This is a genomic window from Microvirga lotononidis (assembly GCF_034627025.1).
Taxonomy (GTDB): domain Bacteria; phylum Pseudomonadota; class Alphaproteobacteria; order Rhizobiales; family Beijerinckiaceae; genus Microvirga; species Microvirga lotononidis.
In genome coordinates, this window is the sequence record NZ_CP141048.1 from 3715226 (window position 1) to 3730932 (window position 15707).

13 protein-coding genes are annotated in these 15707 nt (G+C 64.9%); 5 read left to right on the forward strand and 8 right to left on the reverse strand.

The genetic code is table 11. The features are described 5' to 3' along the window. Positions 1 to 8 precede the first annotated feature (8 nt). The 4 genes from istB to U0023_RS17610 all read right to left on the reverse strand — a co-directional run bounded on the left by istB (position 9) and on the right by U0023_RS17610 (position 3938). Complete coding sequence (gene istB, locus U0023_RS17595; RefSeq protein WP_009494081.1) at positions 9 to 755, reverse strand: IS21-like element helper ATPase IstB; 747 nt, start codon at positions 753 to 755, stop codon at positions 9 to 11. A gap of 13 nt (positions 756 to 768) precedes the next feature. Beyond that, positions 769 to 2277 carry an IS21 family transposase gene (gene istA / locus U0023_RS17600; RefSeq protein WP_195904271.1) on the reverse strand — a complete coding sequence of 503 codons (1509 nt, stop codon included), beginning with the start codon at positions 2275 to 2277 and terminating at the stop codon, positions 769 to 771. 620 nt (positions 2278 to 2897) lie between these two features. Then, positions 2898 to 3101, reverse strand: coding sequence for a YgaP family membrane protein (locus U0023_RS17605; protein ID WP_009492194.1), 204 nt, complete (start codon positions 3099 to 3101; stop codon positions 2898 to 2900). 105 nt (positions 3102 to 3206) lie between these two features. Then, positions 3207 to 3938, reverse strand: coding sequence for a L,D-transpeptidase (locus tag U0023_RS17610; RefSeq protein ID WP_052600660.1), 732 nt, complete (start codon positions 3936 to 3938; stop codon positions 3207 to 3209). Between the two features lie 255 nt (positions 3939 to 4193). On the opposite strand from U0023_RS17610, the gene U0023_RS17615 reads away from it, so the two are divergent. Then, positions 4194 to 4772, forward strand: coding sequence for a tyrosine phosphatase family protein (locus tag U0023_RS17615; RefSeq protein ID WP_009492196.1), 579 nt, complete (start codon positions 4194 to 4196; stop codon positions 4770 to 4772). 266 nt (positions 4773 to 5038) lie between these two features. On the opposite strand, the gene cueR is transcribed toward U0023_RS17615, so the two are convergent. Further along, positions 5039 to 5494 carry a Cu(I)-responsive transcriptional regulator gene (gene cueR, locus U0023_RS17620; protein WP_009492197.1) on the reverse strand — a complete coding sequence of 152 codons (456 nt, stop codon included), beginning with the start codon at positions 5492 to 5494 and terminating at the stop codon, positions 5039 to 5041. Beyond that, positions 5491 to 8016: a heavy metal translocating P-type ATPase gene (locus U0023_RS17625; protein ID WP_009492198.1), complete on the reverse strand. Its 2526-nt coding sequence runs from the start codon at positions 8014 to 8016 to the stop codon at positions 5491 to 5493. Before U0023_RS17625 ends, cueR begins: the two co-directional genes overlap by 4 nt. A gap of 241 nt (positions 8017 to 8257) precedes the next feature. Here U0023_RS17625 and U0023_RS17630 point away from each other — a divergent pair, with 241 nt between their 5' ends. From U0023_RS17630 to U0023_RS17640, 3 genes are all read left to right on the forward strand, one after another. Beyond that, the gene (locus U0023_RS17630; protein ID WP_009492199.1) at positions 8258 to 9067 is read left to right on the forward strand and encodes an endonuclease/exonuclease/phosphatase family protein; all 810 of its coding nucleotides are present in this window, start codon (positions 8258 to 8260) and stop codon (positions 9065 to 9067) included. A 130-nt stretch (positions 9068 to 9197) separates the two neighbouring features. Continuing rightward, complete coding sequence (gene gstA, locus U0023_RS17635; RefSeq protein ID WP_009492200.1) at positions 9198 to 9812, forward strand: glutathione transferase GstA; 615 nt, start codon at positions 9198 to 9200, stop codon at positions 9810 to 9812. Between the two features lie 66 nt (positions 9813 to 9878). Further along, entirely contained in the window at positions 9879 to 10682 is an 804-nt protein-coding gene (locus tag U0023_RS17640) for a glycosyltransferase family 2 protein (protein ID WP_009492201.1), read from the forward strand. Between the two features lie 4 nt (positions 10683 to 10686). On the opposite strand, the gene U0023_RS17645 is transcribed toward U0023_RS17640, so the two are convergent. Beyond that, a complete protein-coding gene (locus tag U0023_RS17645) occupies positions 10687 to 11040 on the reverse strand; it encodes a RidA family protein (RefSeq protein ID WP_009492202.1) in 354 nt (117 codons plus the stop codon). 595 nt (positions 11041 to 11635) lie between these two features. On the opposite strand from U0023_RS17645, the gene U0023_RS17650 reads away from it, so the two are divergent. After that, positions 11636 to 14197, forward strand: a complete 2562-nt coding sequence (locus tag U0023_RS17650) for an AMP-binding protein (protein WP_245273074.1) — start codon at positions 11636 to 11638, stop codon at positions 14195 to 14197. 25 nt (positions 14198 to 14222) lie between these two features. Here the strand turns inward: U0023_RS17650 and U0023_RS17655 are convergent, their stop codons facing one another. After that, on the reverse strand, positions 14223 to 15677 hold the full coding sequence (locus U0023_RS17655) for a GntP family permease (RefSeq protein ID WP_009492204.1): 1455 nt from the start codon (positions 15675 to 15677) through the stop codon (positions 14223 to 14225). Between the last annotated feature and the right edge of the window lie 30 nt (positions 15678 to 15707).

The window sequence follows — 15707 nt, forward strand, 5'->3', positions numbered from 1 at the left end:
GACGCTGGTCAAGCGTCGGCTGGCGTGTGGCGGGTCTTGCGCAGGCTCTCGCCGGTCAGATTAATCCGGTAGGCGTTGTGCACGACCCGATCGAGGATGGCGTCCGCCAGCGTCGGAACGCTGCCGATCATCGCGTACCAGTTCTCGACCGGCACCTGGCTCGTGATCAGCAGCGAACCGGCATCGTAGCGGTCCTCGACGATTTCCAGCAGATCGCGCTGCTGCTCGCCGGTGAGCGCCTCAGGACCCCAGTCGTCGAGGATCAGCAGCTTGGCCCGGGCAAGACTGCGTAACAGGCGAGAGTAGCGGCCATCGCTGCGGGCGAGATCGAGCGCCGCAAACAGCCGTGGCACACGATGGTAGAGCACCGACAGGTCCTCCCGGCAGGCCCGGTGTCCCAGGGCGCAGGCGAGCCAGCTCTTCCCGACCCCGCACGGGCCGGTGATCAACAGATTGCGCCGCTCGCGGATCCAGTCGCAGGTGGCCAGCTTGAGAAACAGCGCCCGGTCGAGGCCGCGTGCGGCCCGGAAGTCAACATCCTCGACGCTGGCGGGATGGCGCAGTTTGGCCGTTTTGGCCCGGGTCTCGCAGCGCTTCTGCTGCCGCGTCGTCACTTCATGATCGAGGATCAGGCCGAGCCATTCGGCATGGCCGAGCGCGTCAGCCTCGGGAGTGGCGCTGAGCGCCTTGAAGCCTTTGGCCATGCCGTGCAGGCCCAGCGCGTGAAGCTGGTCGAGGGTGGGATGGATCAACATGGTCGGTCTCCTGTCAGTGGAAATACCCCGGTCCGCGGACATTGGGGTGGGTGAGAACGGGCGTATCGGCGGCGGGAGCGCGCTCGCGGTAGGTGTCGAGAAGCGACACGATGCTCTTGTAGGTCAGCGCCTGGATCGCCAGGGCTTTGGCCGCGACCGCCTCGACACGCTCCTGCGGGATGCCGCGCATGTGCTGCAAAACCCCGATGCAGGTGCGAAAGCCCTGCTCGGGATGGCGGCGGGCGGACAGAATGGCGGCAATCAGCCCCTCGGTGTTGGGGCCGATCGACGCCGCCCAGGAGCGGAAGCGCTCGGGCGACCAGGCGGCATAGCGGCGATGCGAGCTCGGCATGTGCTCGGCCTGCGTGCCATGCGCCCGTCCCGCATAACGCCGCGCGTGGGCCGCGACGCGTCCGCCTTTGTGGAAGGCCTCGATCGTGCGCTGGGTGACGCGCACCTCGACCTGCTGGCCGATGAGGCCAAATGGCACCGAGTAGAAGAAGCCCTCGACCTCGATGTGGTAGTCGAGCCCGACCCGGGCGAACTGCCACTGCGCGAAGACGTAGTCCTCGGCCGGCAGGGGTGCGAGGGCCGGCTTCTCGATCGTCTCGAACAACTGGCGCCGGCTGACGCCGAGCCGGCGCATGGGTACGCTGTTCATCCGCTCGACGGCCTCGGCGATCGCGGCATTGGCCTCCTGGAGCGAGAAGAAGGTGCGGTGGCGCAGGCGACCGAGAATGTAGGATTGGGCGAAGCGCACCCCGGCCTCGACTTTGGCTTTGTCCTTCGGCCGGCGCGGTCGGGCTGGCAAAATGCCGACCGCGTAATGGGCCGCCATCTTGCCGTAGCTGCGGTTGATCTCGGGATCGTAGAACGAGGCCTTGTGGACGCCGCTCTTCAGGTTGTCCGGCACGACGAGCTTGGTCACGCCACCCTGGAACCGGAACATGCGCACATGCGCCTCGATCCAATCCGGCAGGGTCTGGGTCCAGGTGGCTTCGGCATAGGTCAGGTTGGAGGCGCCGAGCACCGCGACGAAGATCTCGGCCTGGCGGATCTCGCCGGTGAGTGGATCGACGATCGGCAGCTTCTTGCCCGAGTAATCCACGAACACCTTGTCGCCGGCGACGTGATGCTGACGCATGGTCGGCGTCAGGCGGCGCTCGAAGGAGCGGACCAGGTCGCAGAAACGCGAATAGCCGTAGCCGTCCGGATGGTCTGCCCGGTACTCCTCATGCAGGATGGCGATGCTGACGCCGGGCCGCTTGAGTTCCTGGACCAGGTGAGCCCAATCCGGCTCCGGCCGGCGGCGCGTTCCGACCCGGGTGCCCGCCCGGGCGAACAGCTTCTCCTCCAGGGCCGCGTCGGTCAGGTCCTCCGGCAGGGGCCAGGCCAGCCCGGCCGCCTTGGCCCGCTGGATGGCATCGCGCACGGTCGAGCGCGCCGCACCGACAATCCGGCCGATCTCGCGATCGCTGGTTTGGCTGGCGTGGAGCCGCAGCACTTGCCGCATCTGTCGCATGGTCATCTCTCTGTTTGCTGGCATCGCGTCCTCTCTGGTGGAGAGGTCGCAATGCCCCAATCGGATGACCCGGTGCAGCAGGGTTCTTCAGACCGATCCCTGGACGGGATCAAATCGGAAGGAGGGACGGCTTCAAGTCGGAAGGGTGGACGGGATCAAATCGGAACCGGGGACGACTTCAAGTCGGTACACATGGACGGATTGCGTCGGTATCCGCAATGATGGCGATCCCGCCGACCTCGATGGCGCGCGTCGTGAGCTTCAGCGCCGAGAAGAACCAATCGTCCATGGGCGATCCTTCACCTTCATGGACATAGATTCATAGGACAGCGCGGCGAAGCGGCCAGCGGCGGCATGGGGGAATCGAGAGGGGCAGGGGAGGGATGATCAAGCACACGGCTTGTCGTCAGAGCCAGACCAGATGCTCCCGCCTTGTCATCACCGGCCCTGTGCCGGTGATCCCGACCGAATGAGGCGCGACGCTTCAAAGAAGCGAGATGGCCGGCACAGGGCCGGCCATGACGAGGAGGTGGACGCCCTCGTTCCTTCGAGACGACGCGACACGCCTCCTTCGGATGAGGACCCAAGCGGCCGGCTCACGGAGTATGGCGGCGTACCGATCAGGTGAATCCCGGCTTGCTGGGAAGACCCATGCGCTTGAACATCATCACGACCGGGCACATCCCCGTGAAGGACGCCTGAACCAGATGGGCGCCGAGGAGCCCGGTGAGCCAGAGCCAGTTGATGTTGACGGTAACGGCGAGCAGCACAGTGACGATGATGAGCCCGCCGACAGTGAGAAGGATCGCGCGTTCTACGGTCATGACCATGCCTCCAGCAGAGACACGGCGATTTTACAGCAAGCCTGAAGGGGACGAAAGAAAAAGGGCCGGCAAACAGCCGGCCCTTCCGCATCTTATGGGTTAGGTTCAGTAGGCCGACGAAACCCGCGTTTCATCCTCCACATCGAACAGGCGCTGGCCGCGCAGCACCACCACCGGCGAGCCCACGGGCACGCGGCTGTAGAGGTCGATGATGTCCTGGTTGAACAGGCGGATGCAGCCGCTCGACACGGACTGGCCGATGGACCACGGCTCGGTGGTGCCGTGGAGCCGGTACATGGTATCGACACCGTTGTTGTAGAGATACAGAGCGCGCGCGCCGAGCGGGTTGTTCAATCCGCCTTCCATGCCGCCGGCCCAGCGAGCGTTGCGCTCCGGCTCTCGGCGGATCATGGCGGCGGTGGGCGTCCAGCGCGGCCAGGTGGCCTTGCGGCCGATCCGAGCGCGACCGCTCCAGGCGAGTCCCTCCTTGCCGACGCCGATGCCATAGCGGATCGCGCGGCCGCCCTCGCGCACGAGGTAGAGATAGCGGGATTCCGTGTCGACCACGATGGTGCCCGGCTCCTCGCGTCCGTAATAGGCGACCTCACGGCGCAGGAAGCGCGGATCGACTTCGGAAATGTCGGTGGCGGGCAGCGGATGCGGCTCGTCCGGGCGCGGCCCGTACATGGCCACGTAGGCAGGATCGATTCGGCGGATGGCTTGCTGCACGGGGCCTTGCGTGGAAACACAGGCCGCCAAGGCCATCGGAAGAATTACCGCAAGGAAGCGGGTTGCATTTTTCAACGGTGACGGGCGCGAAGCCAGGGCAGCAAACATCAGTAGGGTGACCTGCAGTTTCTGTTTTTGGTGTGATCTGCCGAGGCTCATGCCCGGCGGCAATACTCACGAAGAGACATAGCCTGGGTGGTGACGACAAGGTGGATCTTGCATGGCGGAAATGTGGCAAGGTCCGAGTGTGGTTTGCAAGACACAGTATTTTGAACGCATCGATCCAACCGGCTCGCAACACGTTAACGCTTTGGATAGGTTCGTTAAGTTGTTTCCTGCTACACGCGGCGAGCGAGCGATTTCATGCCCACCATGCCGATACGGATGCTCACGATCTGCGGCATCTCCGAACTGCCGGACCAGCGCGACAGGTCCGTGACCCACGTGCTCTCGATCCTCGATCCCGAGCACCCCGATCCCGAGGCCTTCGGGGCGTATGCGCGGCATCACAGAACGATCCTGCGTTTCCACGACATCATCAACCCGATCCCGGGCATGATCCTTCCGACGTCACGGGACGTGGAATCCATTCTCCGCTTCGGAGACGATGTGATGAACGAGAGGGACGACGGCGTCGAGGGGCATCTGCTCGTCCATTGCCACATGGGCGTCTCGCGCTCGACCGCCGCGATGCTGACGCTCTTGGCTCAGACCAACCCGGACGAGAGCGAGGACGAATTGTTCTCACGCCTGGTGGAGATCCGGCCCCAGGCGTGGCCGAATTCCCTCATGGTCGACTTCGCCGATAGCCTCCTGGGGCGCGAAGGACGGCTCACCGATGCGCTGTGCCGTCACTACGGCCGCCAGATCCGCCGCATGCCCAACTACGCGCAGGTGATGCACGATCTCGGGCGCGGCCGCGAGGTCGAGATGGCGGCTTGATGGAGCAGGCTGTCCAAACTCTTATCTGACGCTCACAGTTTGATCCGTCGTCATTTCGAACGCGTGATGTGACTGGCACGGGAGTCCCCTCCCTCCTTGTGGGGGAGGGCTAGGGAGGGGGGTGTTAGCGCCACTCTGGTTCCAGTCCTGCGCTGCCCCCCTCTCCAACTCCCCCCACCAGGGTGGAGAGGGCTTGCCGCGCTCGATCGACCAAGCAGCGGCATAATCTGGCCTTGGAAGCGTGCCGCAGAAGCACCCAGCCGCCCTTACCGCGCCGCCACTTTCCCCAAGGCGCCGAACTTCGCATCCGGCTTCGCCGGAGCGGGCGCCGGGTCGTCGCTCGCCAGCTCTTCGATGATCGGGCAATGGGGACGCGCATCGCCGTGGCAATTCCGGGCGAGATGCTTCAGGGTCGATGCCATCTCCTGCAACTCGCGGATCTTGCGCTCGAGCACACCCACATGTTCGAGGGCGATGGCCTTCACGTCCTTGCTCGCGCGCTCGCGGTCCTGCCAAAGCGACACGAGATCGGCTATCTGCTCGACGGAGAAGCCGAGGTCCCGCGAGCGGCGAATGAAGCGCAGGGTGTGTACGTCTTGGTCCGAATACACCCGGTAGCCTGATTCCGTGCGCACAGTCTTGGGGATCAACCCGATGGATTCGTAATAGCGGATCATCTTGGACGATACGCCCGAAGCCGCGGCTGCCTGTCCGATATTCATGCGACACCTTCGACGGTTTGAATGTGAGACGCCGATTGCGCCGGGGCGATGGGCGCCTCGAAGCCGCGCAGGCGCAGGGCGTTGCCGAGGACGAACACGCTCGACAGCGCCATGGCGCCGGCCGCGAAGATCGGCGAGAGCAGGGTGCCGTCGACCGGATAGAGCACGCCGGCGGCGACTGGGATCAGCAGCACATTGTAGGCGAAGGCCCAGAACAGGTTCTGCCGGATGTTGCGGATGGTCGCCTTCGACAGCGCGATGGCGTTCACGACGCCGCGCACGTCGCCCGACATGAGCACCACGTCGGCGCTCTCGATCGCGATGTCCGTGCCCGTGCCGATGGCGATGCCGATATCGGCCTCGGCCAGGGCCGGCGCGTCGTTGATGCCGTCGCCCACGAAGGCGATGGGGCCGTGCGCCTGACGCAGACGCTTCACCACCTCGACCTTGCTGTCGGGCAGGACTTCGGCCACGACCTCGTCGATCCCGATCCGCTTCGCGATAGCCTCGGCGGTTCTGCGGTTGTCGCCGGTGATCATGGCGACCTTCAGCCCGAGCGCATGGAGAGCCGCGATGGCCTCCGGCGTCGAGGGTTTTACCGGATCGGCCACCGCCACGACGGCCGCGAGCCTGCCATCGATGGCCGCATAGAGCGGGCTCTTGCCCTCAGTGCCCAGGCGGGCGGCGATGTCGGCGAAACCGGACACGGGGAGGCCGAGCCTCGCCATGAAACGGTCCGCCCCCACATCCACTTTCCGCCCTCGGACCAGGGCCGAGACGCCGAAGCCCGGCACGGCCTCGAAGGCGTCGGGAGACGACAGGGCGAGGCCCCGCCGTTCTGCCGCCGCCACGATGGCCTGCGCGATCGGATGCTCGGAGCGGCTCTCGATAGAGGCGACCAGCCCCAGGGCCTCGGCTTCGGAAAAGCCGGGCGCCGTCACGAAGTCGGTGAGTTCGGGGCGCCCCTGGGTCAGGGTGCCGGTCTTGTCCAGGGCGACGACGCCGACCTCCTTGAGGCTCTGCAGGGCCTCGCCCTGGCGGAACAGCACCCCGAGTTCCGCCGCCCGGCCGGTGCCGACCATGATGGACGTCGGGGTCGCCAGGCCCATGGCGCAGGGGCAGGCGATGATCAGCACGGCGACCGCATTCACCAGGGCGAAGGTCAAGGCCGGTTCGGGACCGAAGAAGAGCCAGACCAGGAAGGTGAGGGCGGCCGCCGCCATGACGGCGGGTACGAACCAGGCGGTCACCCGGTCGACGAGGGCCTGGATCGGGAGCTTCGACCCTTGGGCCTGCTCGACCATGCGGATGATCTGGGCCAGGACCGTGTCGGCGCCGATGCGGGTCGCGCGGAACGTGAAGCTGCCGGTCCGGTTGATGGTACCGCCGACCACTTCCGTGCCATCCGATTTCTCGACGGGAACAGGCTCTCCGGTAATCATGGATTCATCCACGTAGGAAGATCCTTCCACAACCATGCCATCGACCGGGATCTTCTCGCCGGGGCGGACCTGGACGAGATCGCCCGCCAGGACCTGATCGAGGGGTACCTCTAGGGTTTCTCCGTCGCGCACCACGCGGGCGGTCTTGGCCTGCAGCCCCATGAGACGCTTGATCGCTTCCGACGTCCGGCCCTTGGCCTTCGCCTCGAGAAACCGCCCGATCAGGATCAGGGCGACGATCACGGCCGCGGCTTCGTAATAGACGTTGTCCATCGCCTCGGGCAGAAGGCCGGGCAGGAATGTCGCCACGACAGAATAGGCATAAGCCGCACTGGTGCCGAGAACGACCAGCGAGTTCATGTCGGGCGATCCACGCAGGAGGGCGGGAATGCCCTTGCGGAAGAAGGGCAACCCGGGCCCGAACAGAACCAGGGTGGTCAGGGCGAACTGGGTGTACCAGCTGTTGCGATGCCCGAAGGTTCCCATGACCCAGTCATGGACGGCGGGGATGAAGTGGGATCCCATCTCAAGGACGAAGACCGGCAGGGTCAGGATCGTCGCGACCAGCACGGCCTGCCGGAGGCTGGCGATTTCCGCCTCCCGGGCTGCCCGCTCCCGGTCTGCCTGCCCGTCTTCCTGCTGGATCGGCTTGGCCTCGTAACCCGTCTGCTCGACCGCGTCGGCCAGGCGGGCCACGATGTTCCCGGTGCCGAGATAGCGGACCGAGGCCCGCTCGGTGGCGAGATTCACGGAAGCTCCGATCACGCCGGGAACGCGCTTGAGCGCCTTCTCGACCCGGCTGACGCAGGAGGCGCAGGTCATGCCGTCGATCTTCAAGTCGATCGTGCTCTCGGACGGCTCATAGCCCACCCTCCTGATTGCCTCCGCGACGGCAGAAGGGTCGACCCCCGAAGGGGCAAATTCCACATGCGCCCGTTCCGTCGCTAGATTGACGTTCGCGGCCGTAACGCCCTCCACAGAGCGAATCGCCTTTTCCACGCGCCCCACGCAGGAGGCGCAGCTCATCCCCTGGACGGGGATGTCGATGCTGTCGATAGGGGCGGGTCTGCCGGCGGTCATGATGAAACTCCTGAACCTCATATGGGGAGAAGGTGTAATCGTTCCAATCATGGGAAGGTCAAGCGGGTCATGACGGAGGCGGGGATCGAGATCGGCCCAGCCCTGGCCTCGCTCGGGAACCATGGTCGAGCCTGGGTCATTGATCCGACACGTTTGCCACCTAGGTGGCGGAGGCGACCTCCCGCTTCGGCGAGTAACGCGGTATTCTGACCCTCAACGATCATCGAGCCGGTGCCGACCTTTGAAGCATAGCGAAAAACAGGGACCAACCCTTCGGATCCTCACCTACAACGTCCATCGTTGGCTCGGCACGGACAGGAAGATTTCACCGCAGCGGATCGCGGACGTCATCGCATCCTGCAACCCGGATATCGTCGCCCTGCAGGAGGTCCGGGTCGGGCGCGTGCGGGCAGGAGAGATCGATCAGGCCGCCGCCGTGGCATCCAGGCTCGGCATGGATCTGCATTTCCAGCCAACGATCCGCATCCTGGGAGAGCAATACGGCATCGCCGTCCTGACCCGTCATGCGTCGAAAATCGTGCAGTCGGGCCGCCTCCCAACGCAGTCGACGCGACCCTCCTTCGAGAAGCGCAGCGCTCTCTGGGTATCCGTCGAGATCGACGGCCAGACGGTCCAGGTGGTCAACGCCCATCTCTCGTTGCGGTCCGGGGAGCGGCGGACCCAGGCGGCTGCCCTGATCGGCCCCGACTGGATCGGGCATCCGGATTGTAGGGATCCGGCGATCCTGCTGGGCGACTTCAACGCCCCGCCTTACTCGCGTTCCTACCGGCTGATCGCGAACAGGATGCAGGACGCTCAGTTGTCCAACTCCTTCGGGGAGCCCCAACCGACATTCCACACGCGGGCGCCCGTCCTGCGCCTCGACCACGTCTTCGTGACGAAATCCATCGAGGTGGTCGATGCCGGTCCCGTTCGGAATCCCATGACCCGCGTGGCATCGGACCACTTTCCGCTGTTGGCGGAGCTCCGGGTGCGCAAGCGACTCGGAACCGCCACGTCGCGCCGGGCGCACGAGGGAGAGCTCCTCTAGGTCATTCCTGCGCCAGCAACAGAAATATGGGTGCAGGTCTCAGAGGCCCTTGAAGGCGCAATTTCGTGACATAGAAACATTGCTCGTTGTCACGTTATAGCTCTGAGTGTCAGCGGGGCGCAGGACCGTCATGAAGCTGTACTATTCTCCCGGGGCCAGTTCGCTCGCGCCGCGCATCATCGCATTCGAGGCCGGCCTGAATATCGAGTACGACAAGGTCGATCTGAAAACGCAGACCACGGCGTCCGGACGAAGCTTCAGCCGGATCAATCCGAAAGGCGATGTTCCTGCCCTTGCGTTACCGAGTGGAGAGATTCTGGCCGAGGTTCCAGTCATCCTCGAATATCTCGCGGACCAGGCTCCATCCGCTCAGCTTCTGCCGAACCTTGGCTCCTGGGAGCGCTACCAAGTCAAGGAATGGCTCGATTTCACGGGTTCCGAGCTCCACAAGGGGTTCGATCCGCTCTGGGAGGCTCCCCAGTTGCCGAAAGCCAGGGAACTGGCCGTCTGTCACCTTCGGAAGCGCATTGCCTACGTGGATCAGTGCCTACGAGGGCAGCTCTACCTGACCGGCCAGCGGTTCACCGTGGCCGATGCCTACTGCTACACCATTCTCAGCTGGGCCCGCTTCCACAGAATCGACCTGACCGGCCATGGGATGGTTCTGGAGTACATGCGGCGGATCACCGATCGCCCGATGGTCAGACGGGCCTTGCAGTCGGAAGGCCTGCCGATCGCCGCCTGACCCGAGGCGCGGCGCGTCGAAAAACCGGTTCCACTTGCTCGCACGATGCGCTAGGCACCCGGTGCCATGTTTCCTGTTTCCGTTTTCATCATTGCCAAGAACGAGGCCGACCGCATAGGAGCGACCATCCGCGCCGTCCGTGGGCTGACGGACGATATCGTCGTCGTCGATTCGGGCTCGACGGATGGAACCCAGGCGGTGGCCCAGGAACTCGGTGCCCGGGTGATCTTCAATCCCTGGCCCGGTTATGGCCTCCAGAAGCGCTTCGCCGAGGATCAGTGCCGGTACGACTGGCTGCTGAATCTCGATGCGGATGAGGAGGTCTCGCCGGAGCTGCTGGCCGAGATCCGCAGATTGTTCGCTCAGGGAGAGCCGCCCTGCCAAGCCTATGGGATCCGCATCGCCGAGACCTATCCGGGCGAGGCAGCGCCCCATCCGCTGGCCTACCGGATCGCGCCCGTCCGGCTCTATCACCGGGACGCCGGGCGGTACTCGTCGTCCCTCGTCCACGACCGGGTCGACCTGAAGCCGAAGACGAAGGTCGGCAAGCTGAAGGGCCTCGTGCACCATCGGTCCGTCCGGTCCCTCGGGGACCAGCTCGCCAAGCTGAACAGCTACGCCGACCAGCAGGCGGTCGACCTGGAGGTGAGGGGCGTTTCGATCCCCACCTGGAGGGTTTATTTCGAGTTTCCGGCGGCATTCCTGAAGGTCTATTTCGGCCGGTTGCACTTCCTGCGCGGCACCTACGGCTTCCTCATCTCCATGAACTACGCGACCTGGCGCCACCTGCGTCTAGCGAAGCACTACGAGCGCAAGCGCCTGGGAGCGCTGGCGAAGTCGGACGCACGGACGAAGCGGGTCAAGGCCTAACGGCTCAAAGCGCGACGGTGACCTGGATCTCGAGCTTGTAATCCGGGTCGGCCAGCTTGGACTCGACGCAGACGCGTGCCGGAGCCTGACCGGGAACGACCCAGGCGTCCCAGACTGCGTTCATCTCGTCGTAAAAGGCGATATCGGCCAGCCAGATCGTGGCCTGAAGAAGCCTGGATTTGTCACTGCCGATTTCCGCAAGGGATTGCTCGATCTGTCCCAGGATGTCGCGGGTCTGCTCCGCAACGGAGAGGCCCAAGGTCGTCTCGGGGACGTAGCCTGAGAAATAGGCTGTCCCGTCGTGCATCACGAGATCGCTGTAGCGCGCCGCAACGCCGATCCGCCGAATGTCTGTCACGATACGCTTCTCCCCACGCCTGACAAGGCACAGGCTCCTACCACAGGTCTGCGCATGGACGACAGCGAACGATTGTCTGGAAGGTGGAATGGCGGGACCGGAGGATTTGGCCACTCCAGCGCCGTCGATCCCGCGGCAAGGTCGTCATCGGGAAGGCAACCCAACAGATCATCGGCGCGGGTCGAGCCCTGAGCGAGTTCATGCCGAGGCTGGGCCTCGACCACCGGGCGATGGACACCGCGACCCGGATCCGCTCGTCGGGCCCAACCAGGCGATGCATATCCAAACGCGACGTTTTTTTAACATAGGTTAAAAATCGCCTACCTGTCCGAAGTACTCCTCTTCGCCATTCGTCGGTTCAACGGAAAAGTTAATCCCTTCTCCCTTTATTTCACCTTAATCCTTCTGGGTCTCTGTGAAGTTGCAGTCACTTAAGGCAGCTTGAGAGGGTTAACCATCTCGGTCTCGCAGCAACGCATTCCGTGCGAGTCCAAGCGGGGGTACCGAGTTCAGGGAGAGGAAATTGCTCCTGGAGAACAAGAAGCTGGTTCGTCTGAATGACACGGCCGGAGATTTGCCCACCGCTGAGAAAGGGGTGGGAGTTCAAGCCACACTGGGTCAGGTGATCGGTCGGAATGCCCTGCGGTTTCCGCGCCAGCCGGCTATCGTCTCACCCGCATTCGCGCCCCTGGCTTACCAGGACCTGCAGCTCCAGCTGGACGGGATCCGCGGGCAGCTGCGCCATGCCGGCTTCGATTGTCGCGCCCGGATCGCAGTGCTGATGCCGAATGGCCCGGAAGCGATCCTTGCGATCGTTGGCGTTGCCTGCTGCTGCACGGCGGTCCCGATCGATCCACGGTTGAGCCCGGTGGAAATGGATCAGCGTTTCGACATGCTGCGTCCAGATGCTCTTCTCGTGATGCGAGGGGCTTTCCCCGAGGCGCGCAGGATCGCAGAGCGGAGAAGGCTGACCCTTGTTGAGGCCGTTCCCATTGCTCCCGGCCGACTTGGGCTCAGCATGGCCGTTCAGGGTACGGCCGACCCTGTTCTCGACGAGGAGCCGGATCCAAGCTCGCCCGCCTTCATCCTGCAGACGTCCGGAACGATTGCGGAGCCAAAGCTGATCCCCTTCAGCCATGCCAATATGCTGGCAGCGGCGGAACGGCTCAAAACCTGGTTTCTCCTGACACCGCAGGACCGCTGCCTGAGCGTCTCGCCGCCTTACTATTCCCACGGCCTCAAAGTGACGATCTTCACGCCGCTCCTCACGGGAGGCAGCATCGCGATTCCGTCGAATGCCGCCGCGGTGGATCTGACGGAGTGGTTCGATGCCCTGCGACCGACGTGGTACTCGGCAGGCCCGACCCTCCATAACGCCGTGCTGGACAAGGCGAGAGCACTGGCGGACGTGCAGGCGATGCATACCTTGCGCATGGTCGTGTCCGGTGGCGCGCCGCTCCCGGGAGCGGTGCGGGATGAGCTGCAGCGAACCTTGAGCGTACCGGTGCTGGAGCATTACGGCTCCAGCGAAGCCGCCCAAATGGCGTCGAACCGGCCACCACCAGGTCCCAGCCGGCCAGGCAGCTGCGGACAGCCCTGGCCAGGGACGTTGATGATCGCCGGAGAGGATGGGCGCCCGCTTCCAGCCGGCGACCAGGGAGAGATCTGGGTGCGTGGTCCAACCGTAATGGCCGGCTATCTCGATGCGCCGGATCTCAACCGCTCCGCCTTCGCCGACGGATGGCTTCGCACGGGTGACCTCGGGAGTCTGGATGAGGATGGCTATCTCTTTCTGCATGGCCGCCTGAACGAGTTGATCAATCGCGGCGGAGAAAAGATTGCCCCCGCCGAAATCGATGCGGCGCTCCTGCGCCATCCGGCGGTCGCCGAGGCCGCGGCTTTCGCGGTCCCGCATCCACGCCTCGACGAGGACGTTGCCGCTGCGGTCGTACTCCATCCAGGCGCCGAGGCGCTCCCTGCGGATCTGCGTCAGTTTCTTCAGAGCGAATTGGCCTCGTTCAAGATCCCCCGTCGCATCCACATTCTCGACCAGCTGCCGAAGGGAAGCACGGGCAAGGTCCAGCGTCGAAGGCTCAAGGACATGCTCGACGCGCCGCATGAACCGGCGGAGCGCCTGTCCGTCACAACCGAGGGCCCGCGAGACCTCAGAGCCGAACTGCTGCTGATGTGGCGGAGGCTCCTCAAATCGGAGGCCCTGTCCGACCACGACGACTTCTTCGAAAGCGGCGGGGATTCCCTTCTGGCAATGGAAATGCTCCTCGAGGTCGAGCGCCTCATTGGTCATCCCGTGCCGGAAACGGTGATGATCGGGGCAGAGACGATCCATCAGCTCGTTCCGCGGATTGTCGAGCAGGTCGCCCTGCCTACCACGCCGGTGCACCAGTTCCACACCGAGGGCGACCGGCCTCCGCTGTACTTCTTCCATGGTGAATTGTCCGGCGGCACAGGCATGCGGCGCATGGTCCAGCTTCTTGGCCCGGACCAGCCGATCACAGCGGTTGATCCCCATGGAATGAACGGCGAGCCGATTCCGGCAACGATTGAAGCAATGGCCGCGGACCGGCTGCCATTGCTTCTGGAAAAGCAGACGAGTGGCTCGTACTTTCTGGGGGGGTACTGTAACGGTGCACTGACGGCGTTCGAAACGGCCCGCCTGCTGGTCGCGGCCGGCCGCAAGGTGGAGATGGTCGCGATGATCGACCCGCCGACCATCAGCGCTCGCCCGACGACGCGGGCGATGCTCAAACTGCTGAAGCCGATTCTATCAGGCTACCGTTTGGCCCAGATCTACGACCAGTTGGCTCGCCTCGAGCGGATCCTCAGAATGTCGCCAGGCGAAGTGTTCGCCAAGACCTACGAGCGCATCGGTCCCGACAAACGGTCGCAGTCCGTATCACGATGGCATCCCTATACGATTGCCATGGCGCGGTATCGGCCAGCCCCGTTCGACGTGCCCGTGGTCTTTTTCTCGGCCGGTCACAACGGCCATGCATGGCGGGGGCTCTGCCCCAAGCTCGAAGTGATCGAGATGCCAGGCGGGCACAATAACTGCCTCACGGCCGGGGCAGAGATTCTGGTCAAACACCTGAGGCAGAGGATCGATCTCATAGGCCGTGGCATGGTCCCGCAGAAGTGAGCAACGGATCGCAGCGTCTGCACCCTCAGAACGCGCCGAACAGGGAGCCGAGGGCGATGACGGCCGCCAATGCCAGCAGCGAGCTCACGATCCCGACCATGATGATGTCGACATAGCTCTCGCGGTGGCTCGAGCCGCAGAGGGCGAGCAGCGACACCACCGCGCCGTTATGCGGCAGGATATCGAGCGTGCCGGAGCCGATGACCGCCACGCGGTGCAGGAGGGCGGGATCGATGCGCAGCTGCGCGGCGAGGTCCATGTAGGTCGGGCCGAGGGCGTCGAGCGCGATCGTCAGGCCGCCCGAGGCGGATCCGGTCAGCGCGGCAAGCACGTTGGTCGCCACCGCCAGTGATACGAGTGGTCCGCCCCCGATCGTCAGCACCCAGTCCCGAACCAGTGCGAAGGAGGGCATGCCGGCGATGACGGCGCCGAAGCCGACCAGGCTCGCGATGCTGAGAGCCGGCAGCACGGATGCATTGGCGCCGGCATCCATGCTCTCGCGCAGAGACGGAAGGCGACTGCCATGGAGCGCCACGAGCACCAGGATCGCGGCCGCGAGGGCGACCACGACGGACCACACCCCGGCCACCGCCGACAGGGAGGTGGCACCCCAGCGTTCCTCGGCCAGGAACGAGACATCGAGCCGAGGCAGGATGAGCAGCGACATCACGAGGTTGACCGCAATGACGACGATGAGCGGCAGGGCGGCCTGAAGCACCGGCGGCGGCTTGGGGCTGGACAGCCCGTGCGCGATCTCCGCGGGATCGAATTCGCGCGCGGTCGTCGCCCGCTCCCGCACCATTTCATCGCCCGCGGCAACCTCCGGGGCGGCGGCCGCGTCCGTGCCATAGCCTTCGCCCGACTGGCGGGCCGCCGCCTCGGCTCGTCGCAGCCACCACAGGCCGCTCCCCAGCACGATCATGCTGGCGATGAGACCCAGGCCGGGCGCGGCGAACGGCGTGGTACCGAAGAACGGCATGGGAATCGCGTTCTGGATCGCCGGCGTGCCGGGCAACGCTGTCATCGTAAAGGTCGAGGTGCCGAGGATGATCGCGGCCGGCATCAGCCGTCGCGGGATGTCGGCGGCACGAAACAGCGCCTGCGCCATCGGCACGAGCACAAAGAAGGCGACGAACAGGGAGACGCCCCCATAGGTCACCAAGGCACCGGCGAGCACGACCGCGAGGACGGCCCTGGCCTTGCCGAGCCGGGCCGTCATGAAATCGGTGATCGCCGTGACCGAGCCGCTGTCGTTCATGAGCTTACCGAACAGCGCGCCCAGCAGGAACAGCGGGAAGAACTGTGCCAGGAAGCGCGCGGCGGTGCCCATGAAGATCTGCGTCCAGCTCGCCAGCAACGGTTCGCCGGCGAACGCGGCCGCGATGAGGGCGGCGGCAGGCGCGAGCAGCAGAACGCTCCAGCCGCGGAAAGCGAGCCAGATGAGGAGACCGAGGCCGACCAGGATCCCAAGAAGGCCCATGGGTTAACGTTCTCCAGCAGCCGGTCGGGC